The sequence below is a fragment of the Nostoc sp. genome (assembly GCF_036917815.1).
Lineage (GTDB): Bacteria > Cyanobacteriota > Cyanobacteriia > Cyanobacteriales > Nostocaceae > Nostoc.
The window spans coordinates 51,656-75,105 of record NZ_JBALEK010000087.1 but is presented as its reverse complement, the minus strand read 5'-3'; the positions used below and the strand labels follow the sequence as shown (position 1 = coordinate 75,105).

The following is a 23,450-nucleotide window of genomic DNA, read 5'->3' as shown; positions in this document are numbered from 1 at the left end:
GATAGTTTTATTTCCTATCACCTCTTCCCTGTAACCTGTACCCTCAATCTTGCATCCCAAATTGGGAATGTCAGTCAATTGTCAGAAGAGCTTGATAGAAGTTGATAAAGACTGATAAATGGTAACAATAGGGAAACAAATCTTATTGATTCTCAATATTTTATGCCTAACTCTTGTCGTAACCGATACAGAATTGTATTTTGGTCAACTTGAGAGAGAATTTCTTGAATGACGCTGCTAGCGCCCAACTGTCCCCAGGTGCAGCCTTTTTCGAGATACACCTGAGCGGCTTTGCCAACGGAATATGCGCCATAACCGGCAATACCAGCTTGAGCGATCGCACTGCCAGCAAAGGCAGTAATATTGCTGGGATTGTCACCACTGGTTAGTGCAGCAGTACTTTTACCCAAACCGAGAAGGAAACTACTACCTAATTCTCCCAGTAGCAAGCCACCAGAACTAAATAAAATCGTTTTTAAAATTTTCCCGGCTTCATAGCTAGTCATCGGCAAACCATACAATCTAGCAAGAGCGCGAATTAAAGCTAAATCGGCAACAGTTCCGCCAAGGATATCTAAAAAAGCAATGGGATTGAGCATGACTGCCAAAGCTTTGTATTTGGTAAATTGCCAAATGATCTCTTCGGCTTCTTTTTCGCGTAAGTCGATAGTTTTTTGAGCGATGGCGGCTTCTGCATCCCGTGCTTGGATGAGTGCATTTAAAGCTAAAAGCGATCGCCCTTCCCGATTCAGAATATTCAGAATTGTCTCTTTGAGTTCGTCTACTTGCGGTGGTGGTGTCTCCCATTCATAACTGACACGCCCATCAGGCCACTCAACCCGCACTTCCATTGCTGCTGGTTCCGCCGCCACCATGACAATTTCATCAGGTAGTAGAGGTTTCGCTTGGGGATTACCAGCACCCAGTTGTTGCAAATTTTGGTAAATCGCTCCCTGATCTGTATCTGGGTATAAATCTATTTTGTTAAATACCAAAATCAGGGGTTTTTGCGATCGCCTTAATTCCAGCAGTGCTTGATACTCAGTGCGCGTGATATCACCAGACACAACAAACAAAATTAAATCAGCCTGATGTACCACTTCTCGCGCCATATCTGCCCGTGACTCACCCTCAATTTCGTCTAATCCGGGAGTATCAATTAACTCTACTAATACCTTACCACCGGGCTGCCACCGCACGGAACGAGGCCATTGGGTGACACCGTTTAGTGGTCCAGTTTGCAGAATTTTCTCTCCCAGTAAGGCATTTAAAACTGCTGACTTTCCCCGACTCACCAAACCAAAAGCGGCAATTCTAATGACGTTAGAATCCAGCTTGTTGAGTGTGGCGTTCAAAGCTTCCAATTCTGGTTTCATCAAACCTAGCAATTCTGGGTTAGATGAAAGCTGTCCTGATTTGCGGAGATATCCATACCAAGACAGCGCTTGTCTGAGACTGGCGCGGGCACGATTTAAATGAGTTTCTTGCAGATTTCGCACAAAGTTAGGTTGATTCAAGGTTGGACAAAAAACAGGCTACATATCCATTTTGATCTAATTCCCGGACTGTTAACCTGTTTTGTCTTTCCTAGGCAATTGTTCTAATTGTTTGCATACCCTCTGAGTGCAATCTCCATTCAGAACAGAGGATTGTGTCTATCATCCCAACACTTGCGATCGCTCCAATTTCTGCCAGTATGTTCACATTCAGATGCATCATTTATCCAAGGAATCGATGTAGAGTGGTACGAGTTTCCAATGGAAGCGAATAAGCTAGCAGTGAGTAAGGTCAATAAAAAACATAAAATTATCACTGTACAAATTGTGAAGGTGATTAAATATCCTCCGAGTAGCAGAATGTTACTATTTTTCCAAAAAAATGTGCCTTTTTTATTATTTTTTTGGCGAGTTTTTGAACTGGTTTTTGAATTCGATAAAAGCATAATGCAACCCTATTAATGTCAGTTAATATAGCAATACCATTTGATTTGTCAAAGCCAAGCTGACTGAGAGCTAACCAGATCAGGTTTTGGCTCTCAGTATATTTAGCAATAATCAAATAGGAGTCCTATATGAGTACGAATTTTTACGTAATAACATTATTGAAGCGATATACTCTGATGTCAAATGTGCAAGTAGCTACTTCTTAGAAGTTTTAATCTTTGGGCGCTAAAAAATATTTTTAATGAAAATATGTTGAAGTTGTGGCGATCGTTATTGCGTAAATTCTCGCAAATTTAACTTACAACTTTTCGCCATTGATGCAGCAAAAATACTGATACAGGAGATTTCAACTTAATACCCCACCTGCGCTATCGCGCACCCTCCCCTTACTAACTATGATGTACACACAAGTCTTGGAGAGTTGCCCCACAGCCTTTTGATCCCCCCAACCCCCCCTTTTTAAGGGGGATTTAGGGGGATCTCAAAAACTTCTCCAAATCTTCCTTTTTAAGGGGGATTTAGGGGGATCTCAAAAACTTCTCAAAGTCCCCCAATTTATCGGGGGATTTAGGGGGATCTCCAACGGTTTTGGTTTTGTACAAAGATGTGTGTACACCGTAGCTTGCTAAGGGGGGATAGCATTAGGCGGGGGGTGAATTTTCTGACAATAACAGACTATCGAGTATGGGTGGAGTCGGAAGACAAATTTAACCTACAGCCTGCTACCGGCGATGCTGTAAAAACCACTCATACAACTCTGGATTATTATATGTCTGCGTCCACGAGTCGTGCTCGGCTTCTGGGTAAACTGTAAATTTTACATTTCCGTTGTGGGCTTTGAGTGCAGAAACCATTATTTCCGACTCGCTTAAGGCAACCATACGATCCTTTGCGCCGTGAAATACCCACACGGGAAGGTTTTTGAACTGATGTGCTACTTCTGGGTTGCCACCACCGCAAATGGGCGCGATCGCTGCAAATCTTTGGGGCTGTGCTGCTGCTAAATGCCATGTTCCGTAACCACCCATGCTTAAGCCAGTCAGGTAAACCCGATCTGGATCAACCGGATAGGATGAGATAACCTGATCTAGAAGGTAGTTCAATCGCTCTACATTCCAATCTGCACCGCGCGGACATTGGGGAGAAATGACAATAAAGGGAAAATCCGGTTGCTTCTCTACAATCTGAGCAACGCCGTGCTTTTTCACGTTATCTAAGTTAGAACCTCGCTCACCCGAACCGTGTAAATATAGGATTGTTGGTAAAAGTGGCTGTTGTGTTTTGTTGCGTAGGCGTAGCCCGTCGTAGACATCGCTTCCAGTCGGGCGTAACCCATCGGGCAAGAATAGCAGGTAGTTGTAGGTGTCGTTGGAAGTAACTTGCTGTTGTGTTGACGGTATATTATTCATAACTATTGTTAATAATAGCCGATATTAATTAGTATCTATGCTCCCATGACGATCGCCACTTGATATACAACCTTGCCACAGGGATTATGTGAAATCAACTCTGCAAAATATCATAGGCTAAAAAACATCTAATTTGCATAACTGAATTAAAAATAAGTCTTGTGAGGTGGGCAACATGAGCGCCCTAATTATGCAAATTTAATACCGATTAGCTTAATTACAGCTATTTCCAGGTAAATAGACAATGCGGTAGGGGCAATTCATGAATTGCCCCTACCGCGTGTAGTTTTGCCTAAAGAAGTATTACCAAATTCGATTTCCATTTTCGTCAACTCGTGCTTGCCGAATTACATCGGAAATCTCTTCAGCATCTTTAACGTGGTGGAGTGCCTTCTTTTCACCATTGGGTTCATCTACAACAAAGTAAGTCGGGACTGTGATTCTGTCGCCTGTAATATCTGGTACGTCATCAATAGCTGTCTGTTTAGCCTTCTCTTCAACTGATTGAGGCTCATCAGAAATTCTATCTCCTGGATTTGCGGTTAAGTTTCTTTCTTTCACATTTGGCTCGTCACGAGAATCCCGATCTTCGCTGACTGGTTGATGAATTTGATTTTCTTGATTATTACTCATGGCTGTTTCCGGTATTAAAAAATGTGACTTGACTAAAAACAGCTTAAAAAATCAAAGGCATAAAGAGTTCTTTCTCTGGAGAGAGTTTGAGGATAGATTTTCTGAGAAAAATATCTGGGATTATATTTTAGCTCCGAGGTTTATAAATAACCTCTTACTCTAGAAAGAATTAAAAAAAGCAACCTTTATGAAAATTAACCCACTAAAGCAATCCTAAATGAGTTGTGAAAATCGAGAGACTCAGATCCCCGACTTCGTAAAAGTTGTCGGGGATCTTATTGTTCACGAATGATTTAGGACTGCTATATTACAAAATCGACCTCAACCACTTTCTTTAATGCGATCGCACCGTAGTATATTAGTAGACATCTGTCGCTAAATCTAATCATCATGGAACATTCTTCTACTAATGGCAAAATTCCAGCGAGGATAAAAACGCGCCGGGATTTCTTAACCTATATGCTAGGTACTACAGTTGCATCAGTAGCGATGGGATATCTATTTCCCAAAGTCAGTCAAAGTCGTGAGATAGACCTAGAAACCCTTTGCTCACTTTATCCAAAGAATTCACGCTGTCAAAATTATCTTCCAGGATCAGTAGCACTGGCTAAAGACAACAAAGAAATTGACGCTAATACACTATTAGCAACCGCAAAGCCGGGAATTCCGATTTTTGTAAAAGGCTTACCAGACAATAGCGTTGATTATCTGATTATTCAAGAGGGGCCAAAGATTGCAGAGTACGCGATCAATCCAATCTGCACCCATTTAGGATGTACAGTTGAATGGGATCTTGAGAAGAATCACTTTATTTGTCCTTGTCATGGATCTCAATACGATTCTCAGGGTCGAGTCGTTCATGGGCCAGCTAACCGTTCTTTACCACTAATCACTGTAGTAGTCAAGCAAAACCAAATTCGTTTAGTCGATCGCAAACCTGCCGTAGATCCTCGTTAACCTACCAGGATCAAATCAAATTTAACAATACCACCATAGTTTTTCAGCAATTTATAAATGATAAAATACTAACAAAAATTACCCCATGATTTAAATTTGTCGGATAAGCTGACAACAGCAGTTTAATTCTCAAAACCATGACCGCAAGTAGCCCCAAAATTTTAGCCCTGGACTTTGATGGAGTGATTTGCGACGGATTAATTGAATATTTTGAGGTAGCATGGCGTACCTACTGTGAAATTTGGTCTCCTAGTAACGATACACCACCAGATGATTTAGCTTTGAGATTCTATCGCCTACGCCCTGTAATTGAAACTGGCTGGGAAATGCCAGTTTTAATCAAAGCCTTGGTAAATGGAATTCCTGATGAAAAGATTCTTCATGAATGGGGAAGTATCACCCCACAACTGTTATTAGATGACAAGCTACAAGCAAAAGAAATTGGCGCGCAACTAGATAATCAGCGAGATGAATGGATTACCAGAGATTTATCTGGTTGGCTGAATCTGCATAGATTTTATCCGGGTGTAGTAGAAAAAATAAAATTAACTCTTGATAGTGGAGTTAAGCTATATATTGTGACAACTAAAGAAGGGCGTTTTGTACAGCAGTTGTTGCAACAAGAAGGGGTGAATTTACCACCAGCGTCAATCTTTGGGAAAGAAGTGAAGCGTCCTAAATATGAAATTTTGCGAGAATTAATCAAGTCAGCAGTAGACAAGTCAGTTGATCTCTGGTTTGTAGAAGATAGACTCAAGGCATTACAGTTAGTCCAACAACAAGGAGACCTTGAAGATGTGAAACTTTTCCTTGCAGACTGGGGCTATAATACCCAACCAGAAAGGGAAACAGCCCAAAATGACCCGCGAATTCGGTTGTTATCACTTTCTCAGTTTGCCAAAGATTTCTCAGCTTGGCTTTAATATATTAAACCTCTGATGAAAAACAATGCAGAGACGTAGCATTGCTACGTCTCTACAATAGACTTCTTGCATAAATCAAAAAAAAGAACCCCACCCCGCCTTTAACTTACGTCAAAGTCTCCTCTCCCCGCTTGCGGGGAGGGGTGTTAGGGGACTTTTGCAAGAGGTCTAATATTTCTCAATAATAAGAAATTAGGAAAACTCCTAACTCCTAAGTCCTAACTCCTAACTCCTAACTCCTAAGTTACTTTTATGCTTGATCTAACAAAACTAGCGCGACAAATGCAGGGTTTAAGTCAGCATCTTACCTTAGAAGCTGCTGCCAGTCGTCAGCGTTTAGAATTGGCACAACAACATCTCAAAAATGCTTACGAATGTCAACAAGATTTAATCGATCGCCAGGAAAAATGGCGCGATCGCATTTCCTTTGCTAATGCTACCCCCATTGAGCCACTAGAAACCTGCATTGATATCCCAGTTCCGCCAAAAATTCATACTGTCATCGCTACCGATGGTTCCCAAATTGCCCCCAACCATCACGAAATTGCTTACTGTTATCTGCTAAATATTGGCAGAGTTGTCTTGCATTACGGACAAAATCGCCATCCGTTACTCGATAGTTTGCCAGAAGTATTTTACCGCCCAGAAGATTTATATATGTCTCGGCAGTGGGGAATTAGAACCGAGGAATGGATGAGTTTTCGCCGCACTGCATCAGAAACAACGGTGTTAGCAGAACTTGCGTGTGGTGTAGCCCAAGGGGGAACGCCAGCCCTAGCGATGGTAGATGGTTCGCTAATTTATTGGTTTTTAGAACAATTGCCGATGGATGCACGCGATCGCATTTTACCCCCGATCCTGGAAGCTTGGCAGCAGATGCGTGATGCTCAAATTCCTTTAATGGGCTATCTTAGCGCCTCTCGCAGCATCGAAACAATGAACTTTTTACGGTTGTTAGCTTGTCCCCATCCAGCGCCAGACTGTAAAAGTCATTGCCCAAATCAGCTAGAAAAAGTACCTTGTAAAATTTTTGAACAATTGCGAGATACTTCTGTTTGGGCTACCCGACTTAAACCAGGACAACGCAGCACCTTATGGCGCAGTAATTCCCCCATTCTCGAACTCTACGGCGATCAAACCATTTACTTTTGTTATGTCCACGTTGGTACTGAAATCGCGCGAATTGAAGTTCCGGCATGGGTTGCCGAGAATGCAACCATGTTAGACCAAGCACTGGGACTGATGTTAGCACAAGTGCAAAAAGGATATGGCTACCCTGTAGCGATCGCTGAAGCCCATAATCAAGCAGTGGTAAAAGGCGGCGATAGAGCGCGTTTCTTTGCCCTTCTGGAACAACAAATGATTAAAGCTGGTTTAAAAAATGTGGGAACTTCCTACAAAGAAGCCAGAAAGCGCGGGAGTATTGCTTAAATGAGAGTCTGAAGCGAGACGCTACGCGTAGCTTGCTTCCGTGCGAGGGTACAATTTTGAATTTTGAATTGTTAAGGAGCTTTTTATGCAAACACAGACAGAAAAACGCTACTACACCCGTGAAGAATATTTAGCACTAGAAGAAGCAGCCGAATACAAAAGCGAATATTTAGATGGAGAAATAGTCCCAATGGCAGGAGGTACAACTAATCATAACCATATCATCGTTAATTTAGTTGCTCATTTAAAATTTGCTTTAAGAGGACAAAATTATAATTTATTTACTAGTGATGTGCGTTTGTGGATACCAGGCTACAGAAGATACACATATCCAGATATTATGGCGATCGCCGGAGAACCAGTGTATGAGATTGACAGCACTACCACTGTTACAAATCCCTTAATAATTATTGAAGTTTTGTCAAAATCAACCAGAAGTTATGACGAATCAGATAAGTTTCGTTGTTATCGTTCGATTCCTGAATTTAAAGAATATATCCTGATTGACCAATATAAATTTTACGTTGAGCAATTTGCTAAAAACTCAGATGGGAAATGGGTATTAACTGAATATGAATCTGCCGATGCATTGTTAACACTAGCTTCTATCAATTTCCAAATTTCATTCAGTGATATTTATGAAATGGTAAATTTTTAGATGAGCGAGAAGTGAAGCATCAGGGAATACAAAAACCTTAATAATTGTTACATTTGTTAAGCGAGTAATTCGCTGTTTAAGGAAAAAAACAGATAAAAGTCCTGATTAATTCAGGTTACGTAACACTTCTTATCTTAAATTTAAGATATAAATGTTTACTTTATCGCTTTTTAGGGAAACCTTTATTTAGTAGAGAACAGAGTCAACAGCTAGCTAGTTTACTCAGTACCTACTATCAAGTTAAATACGTTTTGATTCGTCAGATCAACAGTCTTCGTCATAACTGAACTGACATTAGGCAGTCTCTAGCTGAAAATATTCAGTCTCAGCTAAAAACGTCTGAACTTATTTAACTCAGAACAAAAAAAGATTCATACCTAAAAAGCTGATGAAACTACTTAAATTCACTATTAATAAACAAAAGCAGAACGAGATAGCTCTAAAAAAATATATCCAAGAACTAGAAGCTTTTAGATTTGCCTTAAATGCCCATTCACTAGTAGCTATTACTGACATAACTGGAGAAATAACCTATGTCAATGACCTATTTTGTGAAGTTTCTAAATATTCTAGAGAAGAACTTCTAGGACAAGATCATCGTATTATCAATTCTGGATATCATACAAATGAATTTTTTGCAAATTTATGGAAAACTATTGCCCAAGGAAAAATATGGAAAGGAGAAATTAAAAATAAAGCCAAGGATGGCGCTTTTTATTGGGTGGATACTTTGATCGCTCCAATATTGGACTCAGATGGAAAACCCTATCAATATGTAGCAATTCGCACAGATATTACACAGCGCAAGCTTTCAGAATTAGCTTTATTGGAGCGATCGCGCTTATCAGTTTTGAGTGCAGAAATCAGTTTAACCTTATCTCAAAGTGGCGCACTTCCAGAAATTCTGCAAAATTGTACAAATACTATTTCCCAATACCTTGATATCGGCTTTGTTTGTATCTGGACTTTTGAACGACAGACAAACCAACTACAATTACAAGCTGGCGTTCATTGCACAGGTATTACCTGTAGTGCGTTGAATGATACCAAAGATTTTCCAGATCATATCCTTTTAGTCGATAATATTATTAGCTTAATCATTCAAAATCATCAAGCTATTTTTAACGAAGAAATATCAATTAATAATTCAGAAAAACTTCTTGATTCTACATTTTCAATTTCTCGATTTTCTGCTTATCCCCTGATAGTAGAGCAGCAATTAATCGGCATAATGGCTTTATTTAGCAAGCAATTATTTACCGAACCTACTCATAACCTATTAAATTGGATTGCTAATAATATTGCTGTGGCTATTGACCGAATATGGGCGCGAGAAGAACTCCTCAGTCGTCGGGAAGCCTTATTACTGCGTCTAGCTAGCCAAATCCGCAGTTCTCTTGACCTAGATATGATCCTAGAAACTGCTGTTAACGAAATTCGCAGCTTATTACAAATTGACCGTTGCTACTTTCTTTCTTACTTACCATACCCATCCCAACCAAGCCTGACTATTACCTATGAAGCGCGAAACCCTGATTTCCCAACTATGTTAGGTACTATTCCACTGCAAAAAAGTGCTTTTTTAACTGAAATACTTCTCTCTAAAGAGCTAATTTGCATAGAAAACATTAATAGTGAATCACATCTTGATGAAGATATGCAAGAACTTTTAACTGAGTTTGGTATCACATCTCAATTACTGCTACCAGTTAAGAGTAATTCTGGGGAGATTGGGGCAATTGTGTGTAGTCATTGTAGTGGCGATCGCATTTGGACTAAGAGTGAAATTAACCTGCTACAAGCTGTTTGCGATCAACTAGCGATCGCCATCGATCACGCACAACTTTATACCCAAAGTCGCTCTGCTACTTTAGTAGCTCAAACTCAAGCCGAAAAACTTACTGAAACCTTGCATAAATTGCAGCAAACTCAATCTCAACTGATCCAGAATGAAAAAATGTCTAGTTTGGGACAATTAGTAGCTGGAGTTGCCCATGAAATCAATAATCCAGTTAATTTTATTCATGGTAACTTAACTTATGCTAACGAATACTTTCAAGAGATGTTAACTCTCTTACGCCTTTATCAGCAACACTATCCCCAGCCTCAAGCAGAAATTGAAGATTTAGCGGAAAAAATTGATTTAGAATTTATTACTAGTGACCTTTCTAAACTGCTATCTTCAATGAATGTGGGTACTAATCGTATCCGTGAAATTGTTTTGGGATTGCGAAATTTTTCTCGTCATGATGAAGCAGACAAAAAACTAGTTGATATTCATGAAGGAATTGAAAATACGCTATTAATTTTACATCACCGTTGGAAAAATAATGGCATTGGCTTAGATATATGTATCGTTAAAGAATATGGTAATTTGCCCTTAGTTGATTGCTATCCTGGGCAGCTTAATCAAGTATTTATGAATATTTTGACAAATGCGATCGATGCTTTAGAAGAGTCAAATCTCAACATCAAAACAACTGATAAACCGCAAATTTTAATTCGTACTGAAATTTTCGAGAGTAAATTTGTTGTCATCCGAATTATCGACAACGGATTAGGAATAGCGGAAGACGTTAGAAAGCGATTATTTGATCCATTTTTCACCACAAAACCCATAGGTAAGGGAACAGGTCTAGGACTGTCCATTAGCTACCAAATTGTTGTAGAAAAACATGGCGGAATTTTGAATTGTCTATCAGAACCAGGAAAAGGCACAGAATTCTGGATTCAAATTCCAATTTAGGGACTTCCAAAGAAAAAAATATCCCAAAACTGACGCAAAAACCTCTGTATTTCTCCTCTCTCTGTGTTCTCTGCGCCTCTGTGGTTCGTTTATTTGCATAATTTATTTCTTGGAAATCCCTTAACAATACTCTGCATTTAAAAACGTCACGATATTCGTATAAATTTTGACCTATCTACATTCAAATTGAATTTTATGAACAAGTGCTTAGTAGCACCGCGGCTCCTTACTAGATATCGCTTATTTGGTAAACAGAACTTACCAACTTTAAGAATTGGGGTGCTACCGACGCAAAGCCGGACAGAGCAAGAACGGATGATTAAACCCCATAGCAGTAGAGCATAACACATTAAAATTGCCCACTGATTTACAAGGGGCAATAATCTAGAGCAATTATTAATAAACAATAGCTAATTTTAATAATTACAAATTATGAATTATTTTTCATTCTTTCCACAGTGCCACTTGCTGTTTAACTTCCCTCATATCCAAATAATCGTGAGCAAAAGCTTTCCGTAAAAGTGAATGAGGAATAAATTCATCATATTTTTGAATTTCTGGTGCTTCTGAAGTACTAACTAAATGTTCTGGGGTAATTCTTTGTTCACACAAGGAAGCGATTTCAGTATAAAGATGTTTAAATTTATCCTTGCCTAATTTAATTGTTAAATAATAGGGATTTACCCCGCCAATACTTGTAATTTCCAACGATTCCCGACAGTAGGAGTTGAGCAATCTTTCTAAGGTGCGATAAGCAACCGTACCCATCCAAGGAAAAATGCAGCATTTACCTTTTTCCAATGGCAAAATATTGTGCTTATCTAATCCAACCTGCTGCGCCAAATGGCGAACTTGACGTAAACGTTGCAAAGCATTTTTTTGCAAATAACTATACTCGATATTTTCAAATAAAACTTGCTGCATTCGTTGCAAAACTTTGCTATGAATAGTACCACCACCACCACGCCAATAAATACTAGCTTTACCCTCAGCTTGTTTCACAAAAATAGCCTTCTTTTTAAAGTCAACTTCTATGACTTCCCAAGTTCTACCAGCTAAAGCAAATTGATTGCCAACAGGAAGTGGCGTGACGATACTGCCAATTTCTGTTGCACCTTGCTTAACAATATATTCTTGCTGTTCAGCAAAGACAGCATAAAACTGAAATTTTCTCACCACCTTTTCTCCTGCCAAACCCAGGATTAATTTACCTTGTTCAGTATGTTGAATATGACCAATATCAATTAAATAACGCAGCAATAGTTGTAAATCTTCTTTGGAAATTGCCGCAAAGGGTGGCAGACTAAAAATCTGTTTCGCTAAGGTATTAGCTGAAATTCCTCCTGCGGCTGTTAAAATACTCATTGTCTGGTGATAAAGCAAGCTCAAAGGATATTTAATTGGTCTGATTGGTTCAATCCATTTTTCCTCTAAATAAAGTTGAATGATTGCGATACACTGCAAAAGTTGCCAGGGGATTTGCTCTGGGATAGAAGCTTCTGGTAATGGCTTATCTTCAGCGCAGACAAAGCGCATATCAGCAGCTTCACCTCTTCTACCACTGCGTCCCAAGCGCTGTAAAAAGCTAGCTACAGATAAGGGCGATTCTAACTGAATAACTCGCTCTAAATGACCAATATCTATGCCTAATTCTAAAGTCAGAGTGGCGGCGGTAACAGCTGGATTGTTGGGTTCACGCATCGCATTTTCAGCAGTTTGCCGCAAGCTAGCAGATATACTTCCATGATGTACATGATATATATCTGGTAGTCCTTGTTCTGTAGCAATTTGTCGCAAAGATGCAATTACAGATTCGGTACGGGTGCGATTATTAGCAAATATCAGGCATTTACGAGACTTGCTGAGGTTGAAAATATATTGTTCATCAGCTTTTACCTCTGATTCATCTACTTCATCGGTAATATAAAAATGTTCCACAGCTAGTTTTATTTGCCGTTTTATACTGTCAATTTTCGGTGTAATCACTGGTTTATCTGTTCCTGAACGCAACCAATCTTCAGCTAGTGAGTAATCACCAAGAGTTGCCGATAAACCAATACGGCGCGGTTGTGTTTGTGTCAATTTTGCTAAACGTTGTAATTGGCAAATAATTTGACAACCACGTTCTGAACCCATAAAGGCGTGAATTTCATCAATGATCACAAACCTTAAATCACCAAATAAGCGAACTAGGTCATTATTTTTGTTAATTAACAAACTTTCTAGAGATTCTGGGGTAATTTGGAGAATGCCTTGAGGATTCTTTAAAAGTTTGTTTTTTCGACTTTGAGAAACATCACCGTGCCAGTGCCAAACGGGAATATCTGCTTCTTTGAGTAAGTCATTGAGACGCTCAAATTGATCGTTAATTAAAGCTTTGATTGGACTAATATATAATGCGCCGATGGTGGCGGCAGGGTTGCCATGTAATAGAGTCAAAACTGGCAGAAAGGCTGCTTCTGTTTTACCGGCAGCAGTTGCAGCCGTAACTAGCAAGTGAGCATCAGTGTTAAATATCACTTGACAAGCGGCAATTTGAACTGGTCGTAATTCAGTCCACTGGTGATGGTAAATATATTCTTGGATAAAGGGCGCGAGTCGGCTAAAAGCGTCGCTCATATTTTTTATGGTAATTACAGTAGATTCCAGGTAACTAGAGTACACTAAATTAATTGCGTCCAAGTTTCAAAATGAACCCTTACTCTATCGACTTTAGAGAAAAATATAGTTTAAGCTTATGAATTTAGAAACACTTCGCTTAGAAAATAAATCTGCTGTAATAAGTAAAGAGTTTCCTTAATAGCGAACCAGTCTTTTTCACATAACAGAATTGTATTACTGCCATCGCCTTCAGAGGTTGTTTGAAAAGTCCTCTTCTTGGTAGCAAAACGTTCTAGATCCCCCTAAATCCACACCACTTGCTCTACTTGAAGTCTCCCCAAGCAGAGCAAGTGGCTCCCCTTAAGAAGCAGGGCTGATTCATTCCATTTCAAACAGGATTTGTCAAGATGGTTAGCAAGAAAATTGTAAGTAAGCGTGACGAAGAGATGAACATTTAAGCACTGAAATATCAGTAAAATAGTTGGTTTCATCGGGATGTCGGTAACAAAATAACTAATTTTTAATCGCTAGAACCCTCTAATCTGAGCGGTGCTGATTTGAGAGTTACTCGTATGGAGGGCGTTAATCTTGAAAATGCTAATTTATTGGAAGTTAACTGGCACGGCGCAAAAATGTATGGGGCTTATTTCTCTAATACCGTTATGCCAGATGGTGAACTCGTAACTGAACCAAACAGCTATGAATGATTAGTACAAATATACTCGACTTTGGCAGCAGAGATTGTGAGGAGTTACAAAGTCTTCTACACTGACTGAAATAGGTTTCACTTCTCTCTGTTAGGCTCCTCATGACGGTCAACGATTCTGAATACATCAGGCAAACTGAAGCCACTCGTGTACGTGTACTAAGCGAAGCACTACCTTATATTCAACAATTCGCCGGTCGCACTGTTGTTGTCAAATATGGTGGCGCAGCCATGAAAGATAGCACACTCAAAGACAAAGTTATCCGCGACATTGTATTCTTATCCTGTGTGGGCTTGCGGCCAATTGTTGTCCACGGCGGTGGCCCAGAAATTAACAGTTGGTTAGATAAGCTGGGCATCGAACCACAATTTAAAAATGGTCTGCGAGTCACTGATGCCGCCACAATGGATGTGGTGGAAATGGTTTTAGTTGGTCGAGTTAACAAAGAAATTGTCGCGTTAATTAACCAAGCTGGTGGATTGGCTGTAGGACTTTGCGGTAAAGATGGTAATCTATTTACAGCCCGTCCCCAAGGTCAAGAAGGCATCGGTTTTGTGGGGGAAGTCAGCAATGTCAATATCAAGATTTTGGATACCCTCGCTAGCAATGGCTACATTCCGGTAGTGTCTAGCGTCGCCGCCGATGAGACTGGGCAAGCTTATAATATTAACGCCGATACTGTAGCTGGAGAAATCGCTGCTGCATTAGGAGCAGAAAAGTTAATTTTACTGACCGATACCAGTGGAATTTTAAAAGATTACAAAGACCCATCTACTTTGATTCCGAAAGTAGATATCCGCGAAGCCCGCGAGTTGATTGCCAATGGTATCGTTAGCGGTGGGATGATTCCCAAAGTTAGTTGTTGTGTGCGATCGCTTGCTCAAGGAGTCCGTGCAGCACACATCATTGATGGTCGCATTCCTCATGCCCTATTACTAGAAATATTTACTGACGTTGGGATTGGAACAATGATTCTCGGTTCGCAGTTTACTTCGTAAGTGTTAGGAGTTAGGAGTTATCTGCTCCCTACTCCTCACTTTACTGGGGATAGGTGATGAAAACACGCGATCGCCTGCCGCTAAATGGTGTACGATGCCATGAATTATTGATAATCACCGGATTAACTAGGGTTGAGTCTCGAATTACTGGATTAATCGGTGGGGAGTTTCTCACGTTCTGCCTTACCTGGGGATAGGAATAATCGGGGTAATTAGTGCGTTGTGGCATTAATCCCGTTGCTGGCTCTACAGGTATAGGTGTGGGAATCGGACTACCATAAATAAAGGAACCAACAGCAGGCGATCGCTGGGCGGAAGTTGGAGCAATGCTTACCCCCATAACAGCTAAAGTCATGCCAGCTAGAAGCCAATTCAGTTGCCAATGCTTGATTTTTAACATATTTTGCTCACCTGCATTTGATACCGGAATTTTTGATCAGAAAATAGTCGCAGCTACTTAGTTAAAATTTTAGAAGTTTATCCACTTTTAGATTGCCAGCTTTTGAAAAGATTCCAAAAAGATTGCTGGCATTGGCAAAATTAAACAAAATTAAAATAGTGCTGATTTTTGTATAAGACGTGAGTGCAGAAAGTTTAGACATTGCTAAAACCCGCTACCAGGCTGGAAAAGTTGCCTTTGAAAATGGGCAATACCGCGAAGCCGTAGAAAATTTAGAAAAGGCCAGCGCCCTATTAGCTCATAATTCTCGCCTTGGGGGAGAAGTAGAAATTCATCTAGTGACAGCTTATGAAGCGGCTGAACGCACGGATGATGCGATCGCTCTTTGCGAAAGACTCAAACGCCATCCCCATTTTGAAACCAGCAAACAAGCCAGGCAGATGCTTTATATCTTAAAGGCACCAAAGCTGATCAGACCCAGCGAATGGATGACTCAAATCCCCGATTTGGGCGCACTTCCCGATAATGAACTCAAAATTTCTGTAGCTGCTAAACCGACTAAATCTTCTGTGCAGCAGAAGCCTAAACCTACAGAGCCAGAATTTGTTGACCTCAGTCAGGTCAATACCAAAGATAATCGCTTTATCTGGGTGGCACTAATTGCCATTGGTTTAACCATCTCGTACTTGGTTTGGTTGAGTTTTTCAGGAACTCCTAGCTGATATAAAAAACTCCATCCCCTTGTGGGTGGAGTTTTTAGTCATTAGTCATGAGTACCAATGAACGGGAGGATATTTCCGTGCTGTGTTCCTTCCTACCCTTCTAGTACGTCGGTCACTCAGCAATATAGTTCGCAAAACATCCCCCGCCTGCGGCAACCTCCATAAAAATAGCCCCCCTTAAAAAGGGCAGGGCTGTTTAATTCCGTTACTTAGTAAGGGTAGTATCAAATCGACCTAATAAACAATCTGGATAAATTAATTTAGCACAATAGGATACTCTAGCCCTCTCTTCAAGGTTATCCCAGGGCTACCAACTGCGCTATAACCCCTTAGAATCGATTATATGTTCGCTTAATTATTAGTACTTTGTCAAGCTTCTTCTGGAAACTAAATTTTAAATATCTCCTCTAGCACGAAGCACTCTCTACGACACTTGCAACAAATAGGTCATACAGTGCCCCATCAAAAAGTAAACTACCAGCATGGCAGCAGCAGCCAAAGCAACCAATGTACCAGCTAACATGAGAGAAAATTCTTTACTCTCATAGGCTCTTTCCATTAAGTGCAGCGACCACGCTACCAAAGCTACATCAAAAAGTAAAATAGGAAGCAACATATTTCTTAATATTTGTTAATACTTGTAAAATAATATTAACACCCTTTTAAGGAAGTGTGTCTAACCTCAGATGGATGTCATAAAACGGAAAATGTTGGATCAAAACAGTGTTCTTACTGGCACATTGCGATCGCGCAAATAATTTTTGATTTCCGCTACACTTAACTGTCCGTAATGTAATAGAGATGCCAGTAGTGCTGCTTCCGCTTTGCCTTCAGTTAGGGCAGTGTAGATATGTTCACAATTACCTGCACCACCAGAAGCAATGACGGGAATTTCTACAGCGTCAGCAATTGCCCGTGTGATCTCGATGTCATACCCGGCTTGGGTTCCATCAGCATCCATACTTGTTACTAGCAGTTCTCCGGCCCCACGTTTTTCAACTTCTTGTGCCCAAAGTAGGGCATCTAAGCCTGTATTTTCCCTGCCACCCCGCACATACACATCCCAACCTGGATTTTCCGGGTTATTTCGGCGTCGGGTATCAATAGCAACAACTATGCACTGATTACCAAAGCGATCGCTTGCCCGATTAATCAAGTCTGGTTCCCGCACTGCCGCAGAATTAATACTAACCTTATCTGCGCCGGCTCGTAACAAAGCTTTAACATTTTCTAAGGATTGAATGCCACCACCCACAGTCAATGGAATAAAGACCTGTTCAGCAGTTCGGTAGACCACATCTAAAATAGTAGCTCGGTCTTCATGAGTAGCTGTAATATCCAGAAACACTAACTCATCAGCACCGGCTTCGTTATAAACCTTGGCCAGTTCTACCGGATCGCCTGCATCTTTGAGATTGACAAAGTTAACTCCTTTTACAACCCGTCCCGCCTTCACATCTAAGCACGGTAAGATTCTTTTAGATAACATAATAACTTTTGTACTTCTGGGTAATTGACCGGAATTTAAATTTTAAATTGGAGCGGGTATTCTAAACCGAAAATTTTCACAGATATTGGGCATTGGTTATTCTTTCTCCCCCTGCTCCCCCTGCCTACCCCTGCTCTCCTGCCTCGCCCAGTCCCAAAGTCTCAGTTCCAAGTCTCCAGTCTCCAGTTCCAAGTCCCCTTAACAGATAGCTGAATTATGGCGATAATCTCCTCGAAAAAACAGCCTCCAGAACCCAACGGAGAATCAAAGCAGCTTCGAGAGTCGGTGAAAGCACCATCCACAGAAAATATTTTGAAGCCTGAAGCTGCTATTGATGAACAAGAACAGCAGGAAGAGGGTATTCGGCCAAAGCGATTTGCTGATTACATTGGGCAAAAAGATTTAAAGGATGTACTCGATATTGCCATCAAAGCAGCCAAGTCTCGTGGTGAGGTGTTGGATCACCTACTGTTGTATGGTCCGCCGGGATTGGGCAAAACCACAATGGCAATGATTTTAGCATCGGAAATGGGGGTAAATTACAAAATTACCAGTGCGCCAGCGCTAGAACGTCCACGAGATATTGTTGGGCTACTGGTGAACCTCAAGCCAGGGGATATTTTATTTGTGGATGAAATTCATCGCCTCTCGCGGATGACGGAGGAAATTCTGTATCCGGCTATGGAAGATTATCGCTTAGATATTACTATTGGCAAGGGTTCTAGCGCTCGCATCAGAAGCTTGCCGTTGTCAAAGTTTACCTTAGTGGGAGCTACAACCCGTGTGGGTGCTTTAACTTCACCACTGCGCGATCGCTTCGGTTTAATTCAAAAACTCCGATTTTATGAAGTTGACGAACTGACTAAAATTGTACTGCGAACCGCTCAATTACTCAAAACCCCTGTTACAGAAGATGGTGCCGCAGAAATTGCCCGTCGTTCACGCGGAACGCCACGTATCGCTAATCGACTACTTAAGAGAGTGCGTGATTATGCGGAAGTAAAAATATCTGGGGAGATTAATGAAAGCATCGCATCTGAGGCATTGCAACTATTCCAAGTAGATCCCTGCGGTTTAGATTGGACAGATCGCCAGATGCTAAGTGTGATAATTGAACAATTTAACGGCGGTCCAGTAGGGTTAGAAACAATGGCAGCAACAACGGGTGAAGATACTCAAACAATTGAAGAGGTGTACGAACCTTACCTCATGCAGATTGGGTATTTAACTCGGACTCATCGCGGGAGGATGGCGACAAAGGCAGCATACAAGCATTTGGGATTCACGCCGCCTAATGAACAGTTGTCACTATTGTAATTATGAAGAGTAGGCAGTGGGGAGTAGGGAATGGGGAATGGGTATGGTTATTGCCCTTGTTCCCCTTATCTGTTCCTCCTCCTGACTCCCTATTCCCTACTCCCCATCTTGAAGATAAACGCAGGTTAAACCTAGATGATTAAGTTGATTAGTATTTTTCTCAGTGTGTTAATTGTGTTTGGCTGGACTGCTCCAGTTATGGCAGAATCTCAACCGCCCATTACACCGATTACTCAAGAACAGTTAAAACAAGGTGATGAGTGGGCAAATCAAGCATTTACGGCGACGAATCAAGGTGATTTTGCGACGGCTGAAACTTACTGGACAAAGATTATTGAGCAATTTCCCACTAATGCGGGGGCGTGGAGTAACCGGGGAAATTCGCGGGTGAGTCAGAATAAGTTACAAGAAGCTCTGACAGATTATAACAAAGCTATAGAACTAGCGCCGAATGTTACCGATCCATATTTAAATCGGGGGGCGGCATTGGAAGGGTTGGGAAAATGGGACGATGCGATCGCAGATTATAATCATGTTTTAGAACTCGATCCTAAGGATGCGATGGCGTATAACAATCGGGGAAATGCCAAAACAGGTTTAGGAAAATGGGATGATGCGATCGCAGACTACAAAAAATCTAATGAGATCGCCCCAAATTTTGCCTTCGCCCGTGCCAATTACGCCCTCGCTCTATATGAAACAGGTCAAAAAGAGCAAGCAATCCGCGAGATGCGAAATATTGTCCGTAAATATCCCAGGTTTGCTGATGTGCGTGCCGCCCTCACAGCAGCATATTGGGTAAATGGAGAACAAGGCGAAGCCGAAAGTAACTGGGTATCAGCTTATGGGCTAGATAGCCGTTATAAGGATATCAACTGGGTAAAAAATATCCGCCGTTGGCCTCCGAGTATGGTAATAGCTTTAAATAAGTTCTTGAAAATCAAGTAGAGGCATTGACTATGACTCATTTTGGCATCATCTGTCCTGGTGCAGCAACTGGCCCGCTCAACACTATGCTTCCCTTGGGGCAGGAACTTCAACGGCGTGGGCATCGCGTCACCCTCTTCGGAACACTCGATACTCAATCTAAAGCACTAGCAGCAGGAATAGAATTCCAACCAATTGGTGAAAAAGATTTTATCCCTGGCTCAACAGCAGAATCCTTTAGCAAGTTAGGTCAACTGCGTGGATTAGCTGCGTTTCGATACACTATTGATCTGCTGAAGCGTGTTTCATCTGTGACACTCCAAGATGCTCCAGCAGCAATTAAAGCAGCAGGCGTAGAAGCTTTGCTAGTAAACCAAAGTTCAGTAGAGGGAGGGACAATTGCAGAATTTCTCAAAATTCCTTTCATTACTGTGTGCAGCGCTGTGGTGCTAAATCGAGAACCTAGCATTCCTCCTTTTTTCACAACTTGGAAGTATAGCCCAGCTGCGTGGGCACGCTTACGCAACGAAATAGGTAATACATTACTTAATAGCCTCGTCAAACCACTTGAAGATTTGATCAATGAATATCGTCGAGAGTGGAAATTACCCCTGTATTCTAGTCTTAAAGATAGCTACTCTCCACTGGCTCAAATAAGTAATGCACCTGCTGAGTTTGAATTTCCCAGGGAAGAATTAGCTCCTTGGTTCCATTTCACGGGAAGCTACCATACTTCAGCCAATCGAATACCTGTTTCTTTCCCCTATGAAAAATTGACGGGGAAACCGTTAATTTACGCTTCGATGGGAACATTACAAAATCGTCTGATTTGGGTTTTTCAGACTATTGCTTCAGCTTGTGAAGATTTGGATGCTCAGTTAGTGATTTCTCTGGGAGGTTCTGCTAAACCAGAATCACTGCCAGACTTGGCAGGAAATCCTTTAGTAGTTGAGTATGCACCTCAATTAGAAGTGCTGGAAAAAGCCACCCTCATGATTACTCATGCGGGAATGAATACAACAATGGAATGTGTGAAAAAAGGAGTGCCAATGGTAGCGATTCCAGTTGCTAATGACCAGCCAGGAGTAGCAGCCCGGATTGCTTGGACAGGGGCGGGTGAGCTTATCACCCTTAAAAAACTGAATGTTCCCAGATTGAAAAATGCTATCAGGCGGGTGTTGACAGAAGAATCTTATAAACAGAATGCCCTCAGATTACAAGCAGCGACTCTCCGTGCTGGGGGGGTAAGTCGAGCCGCTGATATTATTGAGCAGGCTGTTTCTACGGGTAAGCCTGTCTTGGCTGAAACACAATAATAAGAATGAAGTTGATGATGAACTCGTTTTATCCGTTCCAATTTCCTGACCGGATTCTTTGAACATCCTTATAAATATCTGACTTAAACTCGTATCCTAGTAGCTGTTTTAGTTTAGGGGTAGCACGATCTATAACTTCTTGCTGCATATCATCCAATGGGTTTTTCATGGGACGTACAAACTTCGGAGCATAGTTGCCCAAAATCGATACTCTTGGCTTTTGAGAGTAGTTGACAGATGTATCATGCCAGCAAAGACCGTGGGAGATTACTCCTGAGCCAGCTTTTCCAATTACTTTCTCAGCAATTTTTGAAAAGTGTGCTAAGTCAGGGGGACTACAAAGCTTCTGGCTACCAGGAGCGAAAACAGGAGCGCCATTCTCCTGTGTGAAATCCTCAACCATCCAAATTACTTGAATTTCCAGCACAGGATAAGCTGGAAAAGGTGGTTTCATTGTCCAATAGGGGTAGTCTACATGTACCCCCATATTTGTTGCACCAGGGTTAAGGATATGAGCCGAGAAAGTGCCAAGAGTCATATCTTTTCCTACAATGGTTTCAATGACTTCGATGACTGTTGGGTGCTGCACCATTAACTCGAAGATTTTCCCCTTGTAGAGTAAACCGTATATTCGTTCTCTTTGGTCATCAAGCAATACTTTTCCTAAAGGCTTTTCTTTCTCAGCAAGTTCAAGAACAAGCGATCGCGCTTCTTGGGCTTGTGTTGGACTTAATAATTCAGGAATCAGCACATAACCTTTTCCTACAATGATTTCGTCTACCATATCTACAATATCTTTCATAGTAAATGCCTCCCTGGTAAGCTGCATTCTAAAACTCTTTAAACGGAAGTAGAGCTAATCTGAAGGATCGGCTGATTTTGAGGACCCTTTCCCTTCACCACCATCTTCACACCACCTGCTGGGCTAAATAGCAAACCCTTACGTACTGGTTGCACAGGGTTGCTATCAGCCAGTTCCATCTCCCAGTGAGATAGCACTTTTGCCAACACCAGTTTCATCTCAAACAAGGCAAATGCCATACCAATACAGCGACGGTTCCCGCCACCAAAGGGTAAATACTCATAAGGAGAAAATTGCCGTTCCAGAAAACGCTCTGGCTTAAATTGCTTCGACTCAGGATATAAATCTTCTCGATGATGGGTCAAATAAATAGAGGGATTGAGCAAAGTCCCAGGCTCAAAGTTGTATCCTCCAATTTGTAGCGGTGATTTGACCACTCGATTTAGTGCCGATACCGCCACTGGGTAAAGACGTAGCGTTTCAGAACAGACAGCATTCAAATAAGGCAATCGGAAAATAGCATTAGGATCTGGTAGTTCACCTAACTTATCTAGTTCTTGCAGCAGTTTTTCACGCACCTGTGGTACATAATGAATCCAGTACAGCGCCCATGATAAGGAAGTTGCAGTAGTTTCGTGACCCGCCACTAATAGCGTCATCAGTTCATCACGTAATTCCAAGTCTGTCATCGCCTCTCCCGCTTCATCACGAGCAGCCATCATCAAAGATAGAATATCAGTTCGAGATGGATCTGGTTGTGCTTTGCGTTCTCGAATCTGGGCGTAGATGAGTTGATCGATTTGCTGCCGTAAACGTAAGTATTTCCCCCAAGGACTCCACGCTCCTAAATCCCGTCGCATTGCTGGGAAAAGAAGCAAAACTGTTCTTAAGATAGAGATTTTGGGATTCAGGATTGTAATCAGGAGTTCATTGAGTTTCTCGTAACGTGGCCCATCTTCTAGACCAAATACAGCCTTCAAAATTACTTGAAAAGAGATTGCTTGCATAGACGGCAGAACTGCAAAGGTTTCTCCAACCTGCCACTGATTAGTCACTTGCTCAGTGATGTCGCAAATTAATTCACCATAAGCTAGCATTCGTTCGCCATGTAAGGGTGGTGTCAACAGCTTTCGTTGTCGCTGATGAGGCTTTCCTTCCAGCGCTAGTAATGATTGCCTTCCTAATAAAGGCGATCTAATCCCTGCTGGCTCACCAGAGTCTAACTGTTTGGGATCTGTAGTAAAAATCTGTTGAATCGCTTGAGGATTGCTAATGAAAACTTGAGGAGCAACATTTTGTCCGAGATGAAGGGTGAAGATATCACCATAGCGTTTAGCACAGTCTTCCAGGTATTCTAAGGGATTAGTCAGCCATTGATACGTCTGTACCCAAGGGTGAGTTTGAGGGCCGTTAGGCAGTTGAAATGCAGACATTTTTATTAATCTCCCATTAAACCAAGATTGTTATCAGC

General features: G+C 41.3%; 20 protein-coding genes. 11 read left to right on the top strand and 9 right to left on the bottom strand.

Features of this window, described 5'->3' with window-relative positions; genetic code table 11:
* Nucleotides 1-152: 152 nt before the first annotated feature.
* The 3 genes from V7K97_RS26335 to V7K97_RS26325 all read right to left on the bottom strand — a co-directional run bounded on the left by V7K97_RS26335 (nucleotide 153) and on the right by V7K97_RS26325 (nucleotide 3,985).
* Nucleotides 153-1,499: a GTP-binding protein gene (locus V7K97_RS26335; protein ID WP_334803954.1), complete on the bottom strand. Its 1,347-nt coding sequence runs from the start codon at nucleotides 1,497-1,499 to the stop codon at nucleotides 153-155.
* Nucleotides 1,500-2,665: 1,166 nt separating this feature from the next.
* Complete coding sequence (locus tag V7K97_RS26330; protein WP_334803925.1) at nucleotides 2,666-3,352, bottom strand: prolyl oligopeptidase family serine peptidase; 687 nt, start codon at nucleotides 3,350-3,352, stop codon at nucleotides 2,666-2,668.
* Between the two features lie 303 nt (nucleotides 3,353-3,655).
* Complete coding sequence (locus V7K97_RS26325; protein WP_334803924.1) at nucleotides 3,656-3,985, bottom strand: hypothetical protein; 330 nt, start codon at nucleotides 3,983-3,985, stop codon at nucleotides 3,656-3,658.
* A gap of 390 nt (nucleotides 3,986-4,375) precedes the next feature.
* Between V7K97_RS26325 and V7K97_RS26320 the strand changes: the two genes are divergently transcribed.
* The 5 genes from V7K97_RS26320 to V7K97_RS26300 all read left to right on the top strand — a co-directional run bounded on the left by V7K97_RS26320 (nucleotide 4,376) and on the right by V7K97_RS26300 (nucleotide 10,700).
* On the top strand, nucleotides 4,376-4,942 hold the full coding sequence (locus V7K97_RS26320; protein WP_334803923.1) for a Rieske 2Fe-2S domain-containing protein: 567 nt from the start codon (nucleotides 4,376-4,378) through the stop codon (nucleotides 4,940-4,942).
* A 137-nt stretch (nucleotides 4,943-5,079) separates the two neighbouring features.
* Nucleotides 5,080-5,865 carry an HAD family hydrolase gene (locus tag V7K97_RS26315; protein ID WP_334803922.1) on the top strand — a complete coding sequence of 262 codons (786 nt, stop codon included), beginning with the start codon at nucleotides 5,080-5,082 and terminating at the stop codon, nucleotides 5,863-5,865.
* Between the two features lie 252 nt (nucleotides 5,866-6,117).
* On the top strand, nucleotides 6,118-7,296 hold the full coding sequence (locus tag V7K97_RS26310) for a DNA double-strand break repair nuclease NurA (protein ID WP_334803921.1): 1,179 nt from the start codon (nucleotides 6,118-6,120) through the stop codon (nucleotides 7,294-7,296).
* Nucleotides 7,297-7,381: 85 nt separating this feature from the next.
* Nucleotides 7,382-7,954, top strand: a complete 573-nt coding sequence (locus V7K97_RS26305; RefSeq protein ID WP_334803920.1) for a Uma2 family endonuclease — start codon at nucleotides 7,382-7,384, stop codon at nucleotides 7,952-7,954.
* Nucleotides 7,955-8,342: 388 nt separating this feature from the next.
* The gene (locus V7K97_RS26300) at nucleotides 8,343-10,700 is read left to right on the top strand and encodes a GAF domain-containing protein (RefSeq protein ID WP_334803919.1); all 2,358 of its coding nucleotides are present in this window, start codon (nucleotides 8,343-8,345) and stop codon (nucleotides 10,698-10,700) included.
* 444 nt (nucleotides 10,701-11,144) lie between these two features.
* On the opposite strand, the gene V7K97_RS26295 is transcribed toward V7K97_RS26300, so the two are convergent.
* Complete coding sequence (locus V7K97_RS26295; RefSeq protein WP_334803918.1) at nucleotides 11,145-13,319, bottom strand: DEAD/DEAH box helicase; 2,175 nt, start codon at nucleotides 13,317-13,319, stop codon at nucleotides 11,145-11,147.
* Nucleotides 13,320-13,843: 524 nt separating this feature from the next.
* Here V7K97_RS26295 and V7K97_RS26290 point away from each other — a divergent pair.
* Both V7K97_RS26290 and argB read left to right on the top strand, forming a co-directional pair.
* Nucleotides 13,844-14,008, top strand: a complete 165-nt coding sequence (locus V7K97_RS26290; protein WP_334803953.1) for a pentapeptide repeat-containing protein — start codon at nucleotides 13,844-13,846, stop codon at nucleotides 14,006-14,008.
* 101 nt (nucleotides 14,009-14,109) lie between these two features.
* Nucleotides 14,110-15,006 (top strand): acetylglutamate kinase, encoded by an 897-nt coding sequence (gene argB / locus V7K97_RS26285; RefSeq protein WP_334803917.1) that lies wholly within the window; start codon nucleotides 14,110-14,112, stop codon nucleotides 15,004-15,006.
* A 40-nt stretch (nucleotides 15,007-15,046) separates the two neighbouring features.
* Here argB and V7K97_RS26280 read toward each other — a convergent pair whose 3' ends face one another.
* Nucleotides 15,047-15,406, bottom strand: coding sequence for a hypothetical protein (locus V7K97_RS26280; protein ID WP_334803916.1), 360 nt, complete (start codon nucleotides 15,404-15,406; stop codon nucleotides 15,047-15,049).
* Nucleotides 15,407-15,585: 179 nt separating this feature from the next.
* Between V7K97_RS26280 and V7K97_RS26275 the strand changes: the two genes are divergently transcribed.
* Nucleotides 15,586-16,128 carry a hypothetical protein gene (locus V7K97_RS26275; protein ID WP_334803915.1) on the top strand — a complete coding sequence of 181 codons (543 nt, stop codon included), beginning with the start codon at nucleotides 15,586-15,588 and terminating at the stop codon, nucleotides 16,126-16,128.
* A gap of 424 nt (nucleotides 16,129-16,552) precedes the next feature.
* Here the strand turns inward: V7K97_RS26275 and V7K97_RS26270 are convergent, their stop codons facing one another.
* A complete protein-coding gene (locus V7K97_RS26270; protein WP_069071057.1) occupies nucleotides 16,553-16,744 on the bottom strand; it encodes a hypothetical protein in 192 nt (63 codons plus the stop codon).
* A gap of 99 nt (nucleotides 16,745-16,843) precedes the next feature.
* A complete protein-coding gene (gene hisF / locus V7K97_RS26265; protein WP_334803914.1) occupies nucleotides 16,844-17,617 on the bottom strand; it encodes an imidazole glycerol phosphate synthase subunit HisF in 774 nt (257 codons plus the stop codon).
* Nucleotides 17,618-17,833: 216 nt separating this feature from the next.
* On the opposite strand from hisF, the gene ruvB reads away from it, so the two are divergent.
* The 3 genes from ruvB to V7K97_RS26250 all read left to right on the top strand — a co-directional run bounded on the left by ruvB (nucleotide 17,834) and on the right by V7K97_RS26250 (nucleotide 21,177).
* Complete coding sequence (gene ruvB / locus V7K97_RS26260) at nucleotides 17,834-18,934, top strand: Holliday junction branch migration DNA helicase RuvB (RefSeq protein WP_334803913.1); 1,101 nt, start codon at nucleotides 17,834-17,836, stop codon at nucleotides 18,932-18,934.
* Between the two features lie 135 nt (nucleotides 18,935-19,069).
* Nucleotides 19,070-19,882: a tetratricopeptide repeat protein gene (locus V7K97_RS26255; RefSeq protein WP_334803912.1), complete on the top strand. Its 813-nt coding sequence runs from the start codon at nucleotides 19,070-19,072 to the stop codon at nucleotides 19,880-19,882.
* Nucleotides 19,883-19,893: 11 nt separating this feature from the next.
* Complete coding sequence (locus V7K97_RS26250; protein ID WP_334803911.1) at nucleotides 19,894-21,177, top strand: glycosyltransferase; 1,284 nt, start codon at nucleotides 19,894-19,896, stop codon at nucleotides 21,175-21,177.
* A 28-nt stretch (nucleotides 21,178-21,205) separates the two neighbouring features.
* On the opposite strand, the gene V7K97_RS26245 is transcribed toward V7K97_RS26250, so the two are convergent.
* Together V7K97_RS26245 and V7K97_RS26240 are read right to left on the bottom strand one after the other, a co-directional pair.
* Complete coding sequence (locus V7K97_RS26245) at nucleotides 21,206-21,979, bottom strand: phytanoyl-CoA dioxygenase family protein (RefSeq protein WP_334803910.1); 774 nt, start codon at nucleotides 21,977-21,979, stop codon at nucleotides 21,206-21,208.
* A 38-nt stretch (nucleotides 21,980-22,017) separates the two neighbouring features.
* The gene (locus tag V7K97_RS26240; RefSeq protein WP_334803909.1) at nucleotides 22,018-23,412 is read right to left on the bottom strand and encodes a cytochrome P450; all 1,395 of its coding nucleotides are present in this window, start codon (nucleotides 23,410-23,412) and stop codon (nucleotides 22,018-22,020) included.
* Between the last annotated feature and the right edge of the window lie 38 nt (nucleotides 23,413-23,450).

Excerpts from the sequence above, each read along its gene's own strand:
- V7K97_RS26240 (WP_334803909.1), bottom strand. The coding sequence starts at position 23,412 with ATGTCTGCATTTCAACTGCCTAACGGCCCTCAAACTCACCCTTGGGTA.
- argB (WP_334803917.1), top strand. The coding sequence starts at position 14,110 with ATGACGGTCAACGATTCTGAATACATCAGGCAAACTGAAGCCACTCGT.
- V7K97_RS26295 (WP_334803918.1), bottom strand. The coding sequence starts at position 13,319 with ATGAGCGACGCTTTTAGCCGACTCGCGCCCTTTATCCAAGAATATATT.
- V7K97_RS26305 (WP_334803920.1), top strand. The coding sequence starts at position 7,382 with ATGCAAACACAGACAGAAAAACGCTACTACACCCGTGAAGAATATTTA.
- V7K97_RS26245 (WP_334803910.1), bottom strand. The coding sequence starts at position 21,979 with ATGAAAGATATTGTAGATATGGTAGACGAAATCATTGTAGGAAAAGGT.
- V7K97_RS26250 (WP_334803911.1), top strand. The coding sequence starts at position 19,894 with ATGACTCATTTTGGCATCATCTGTCCTGGTGCAGCAACTGGCCCGCTC.
- V7K97_RS26325 (WP_334803924.1), bottom strand. The coding sequence starts at position 3,985 with ATGAGTAATAATCAAGAAAATCAAATTCATCAACCAGTCAGCGAAGAT.
- V7K97_RS26315 (WP_334803922.1), top strand. The coding sequence starts at position 5,080 with ATGACCGCAAGTAGCCCCAAAATTTTAGCCCTGGACTTTGATGGAGTG.
- V7K97_RS26300 (WP_334803919.1), top strand. The coding sequence starts at position 8,343 with ATGAAACTACTTAAATTCACTATTAATAAACAAAAGCAGAACGAGATA.
- V7K97_RS26330 (WP_334803925.1), bottom strand. The coding sequence starts at position 3,352 with ATGAATAATATACCGTCAACACAACAGCAAGTTACTTCCAACGACACC.
- V7K97_RS26320 (WP_334803923.1), top strand. The coding sequence starts at position 4,376 with ATGGAACATTCTTCTACTAATGGCAAAATTCCAGCGAGGATAAAAACG.
- V7K97_RS26270 (WP_069071057.1), bottom strand. The coding sequence starts at position 16,744 with ATGTTGCTTCCTATTTTACTTTTTGATGTAGCTTTGGTAGCGTGGTCG.
- hisF (WP_334803914.1), bottom strand. The coding sequence starts at position 17,617 with ATGTTATCTAAAAGAATCTTACCGTGCTTAGATGTGAAGGCGGGACGG.
- V7K97_RS26310 (WP_334803921.1), top strand. The coding sequence starts at position 6,118 with ATGCTTGATCTAACAAAACTAGCGCGACAAATGCAGGGTTTAAGTCAG.
- ruvB (WP_334803913.1), top strand. The coding sequence starts at position 17,834 with ATGGCGATAATCTCCTCGAAAAAACAGCCTCCAGAACCCAACGGAGAA.
- V7K97_RS26280 (WP_334803916.1), bottom strand. The coding sequence starts at position 15,406 with ATGTTAAAAATCAAGCATTGGCAACTGAATTGGCTTCTAGCTGGCATG.
- V7K97_RS26255 (WP_334803912.1), top strand. The coding sequence starts at position 19,070 with ATGATTAAGTTGATTAGTATTTTTCTCAGTGTGTTAATTGTGTTTGGC.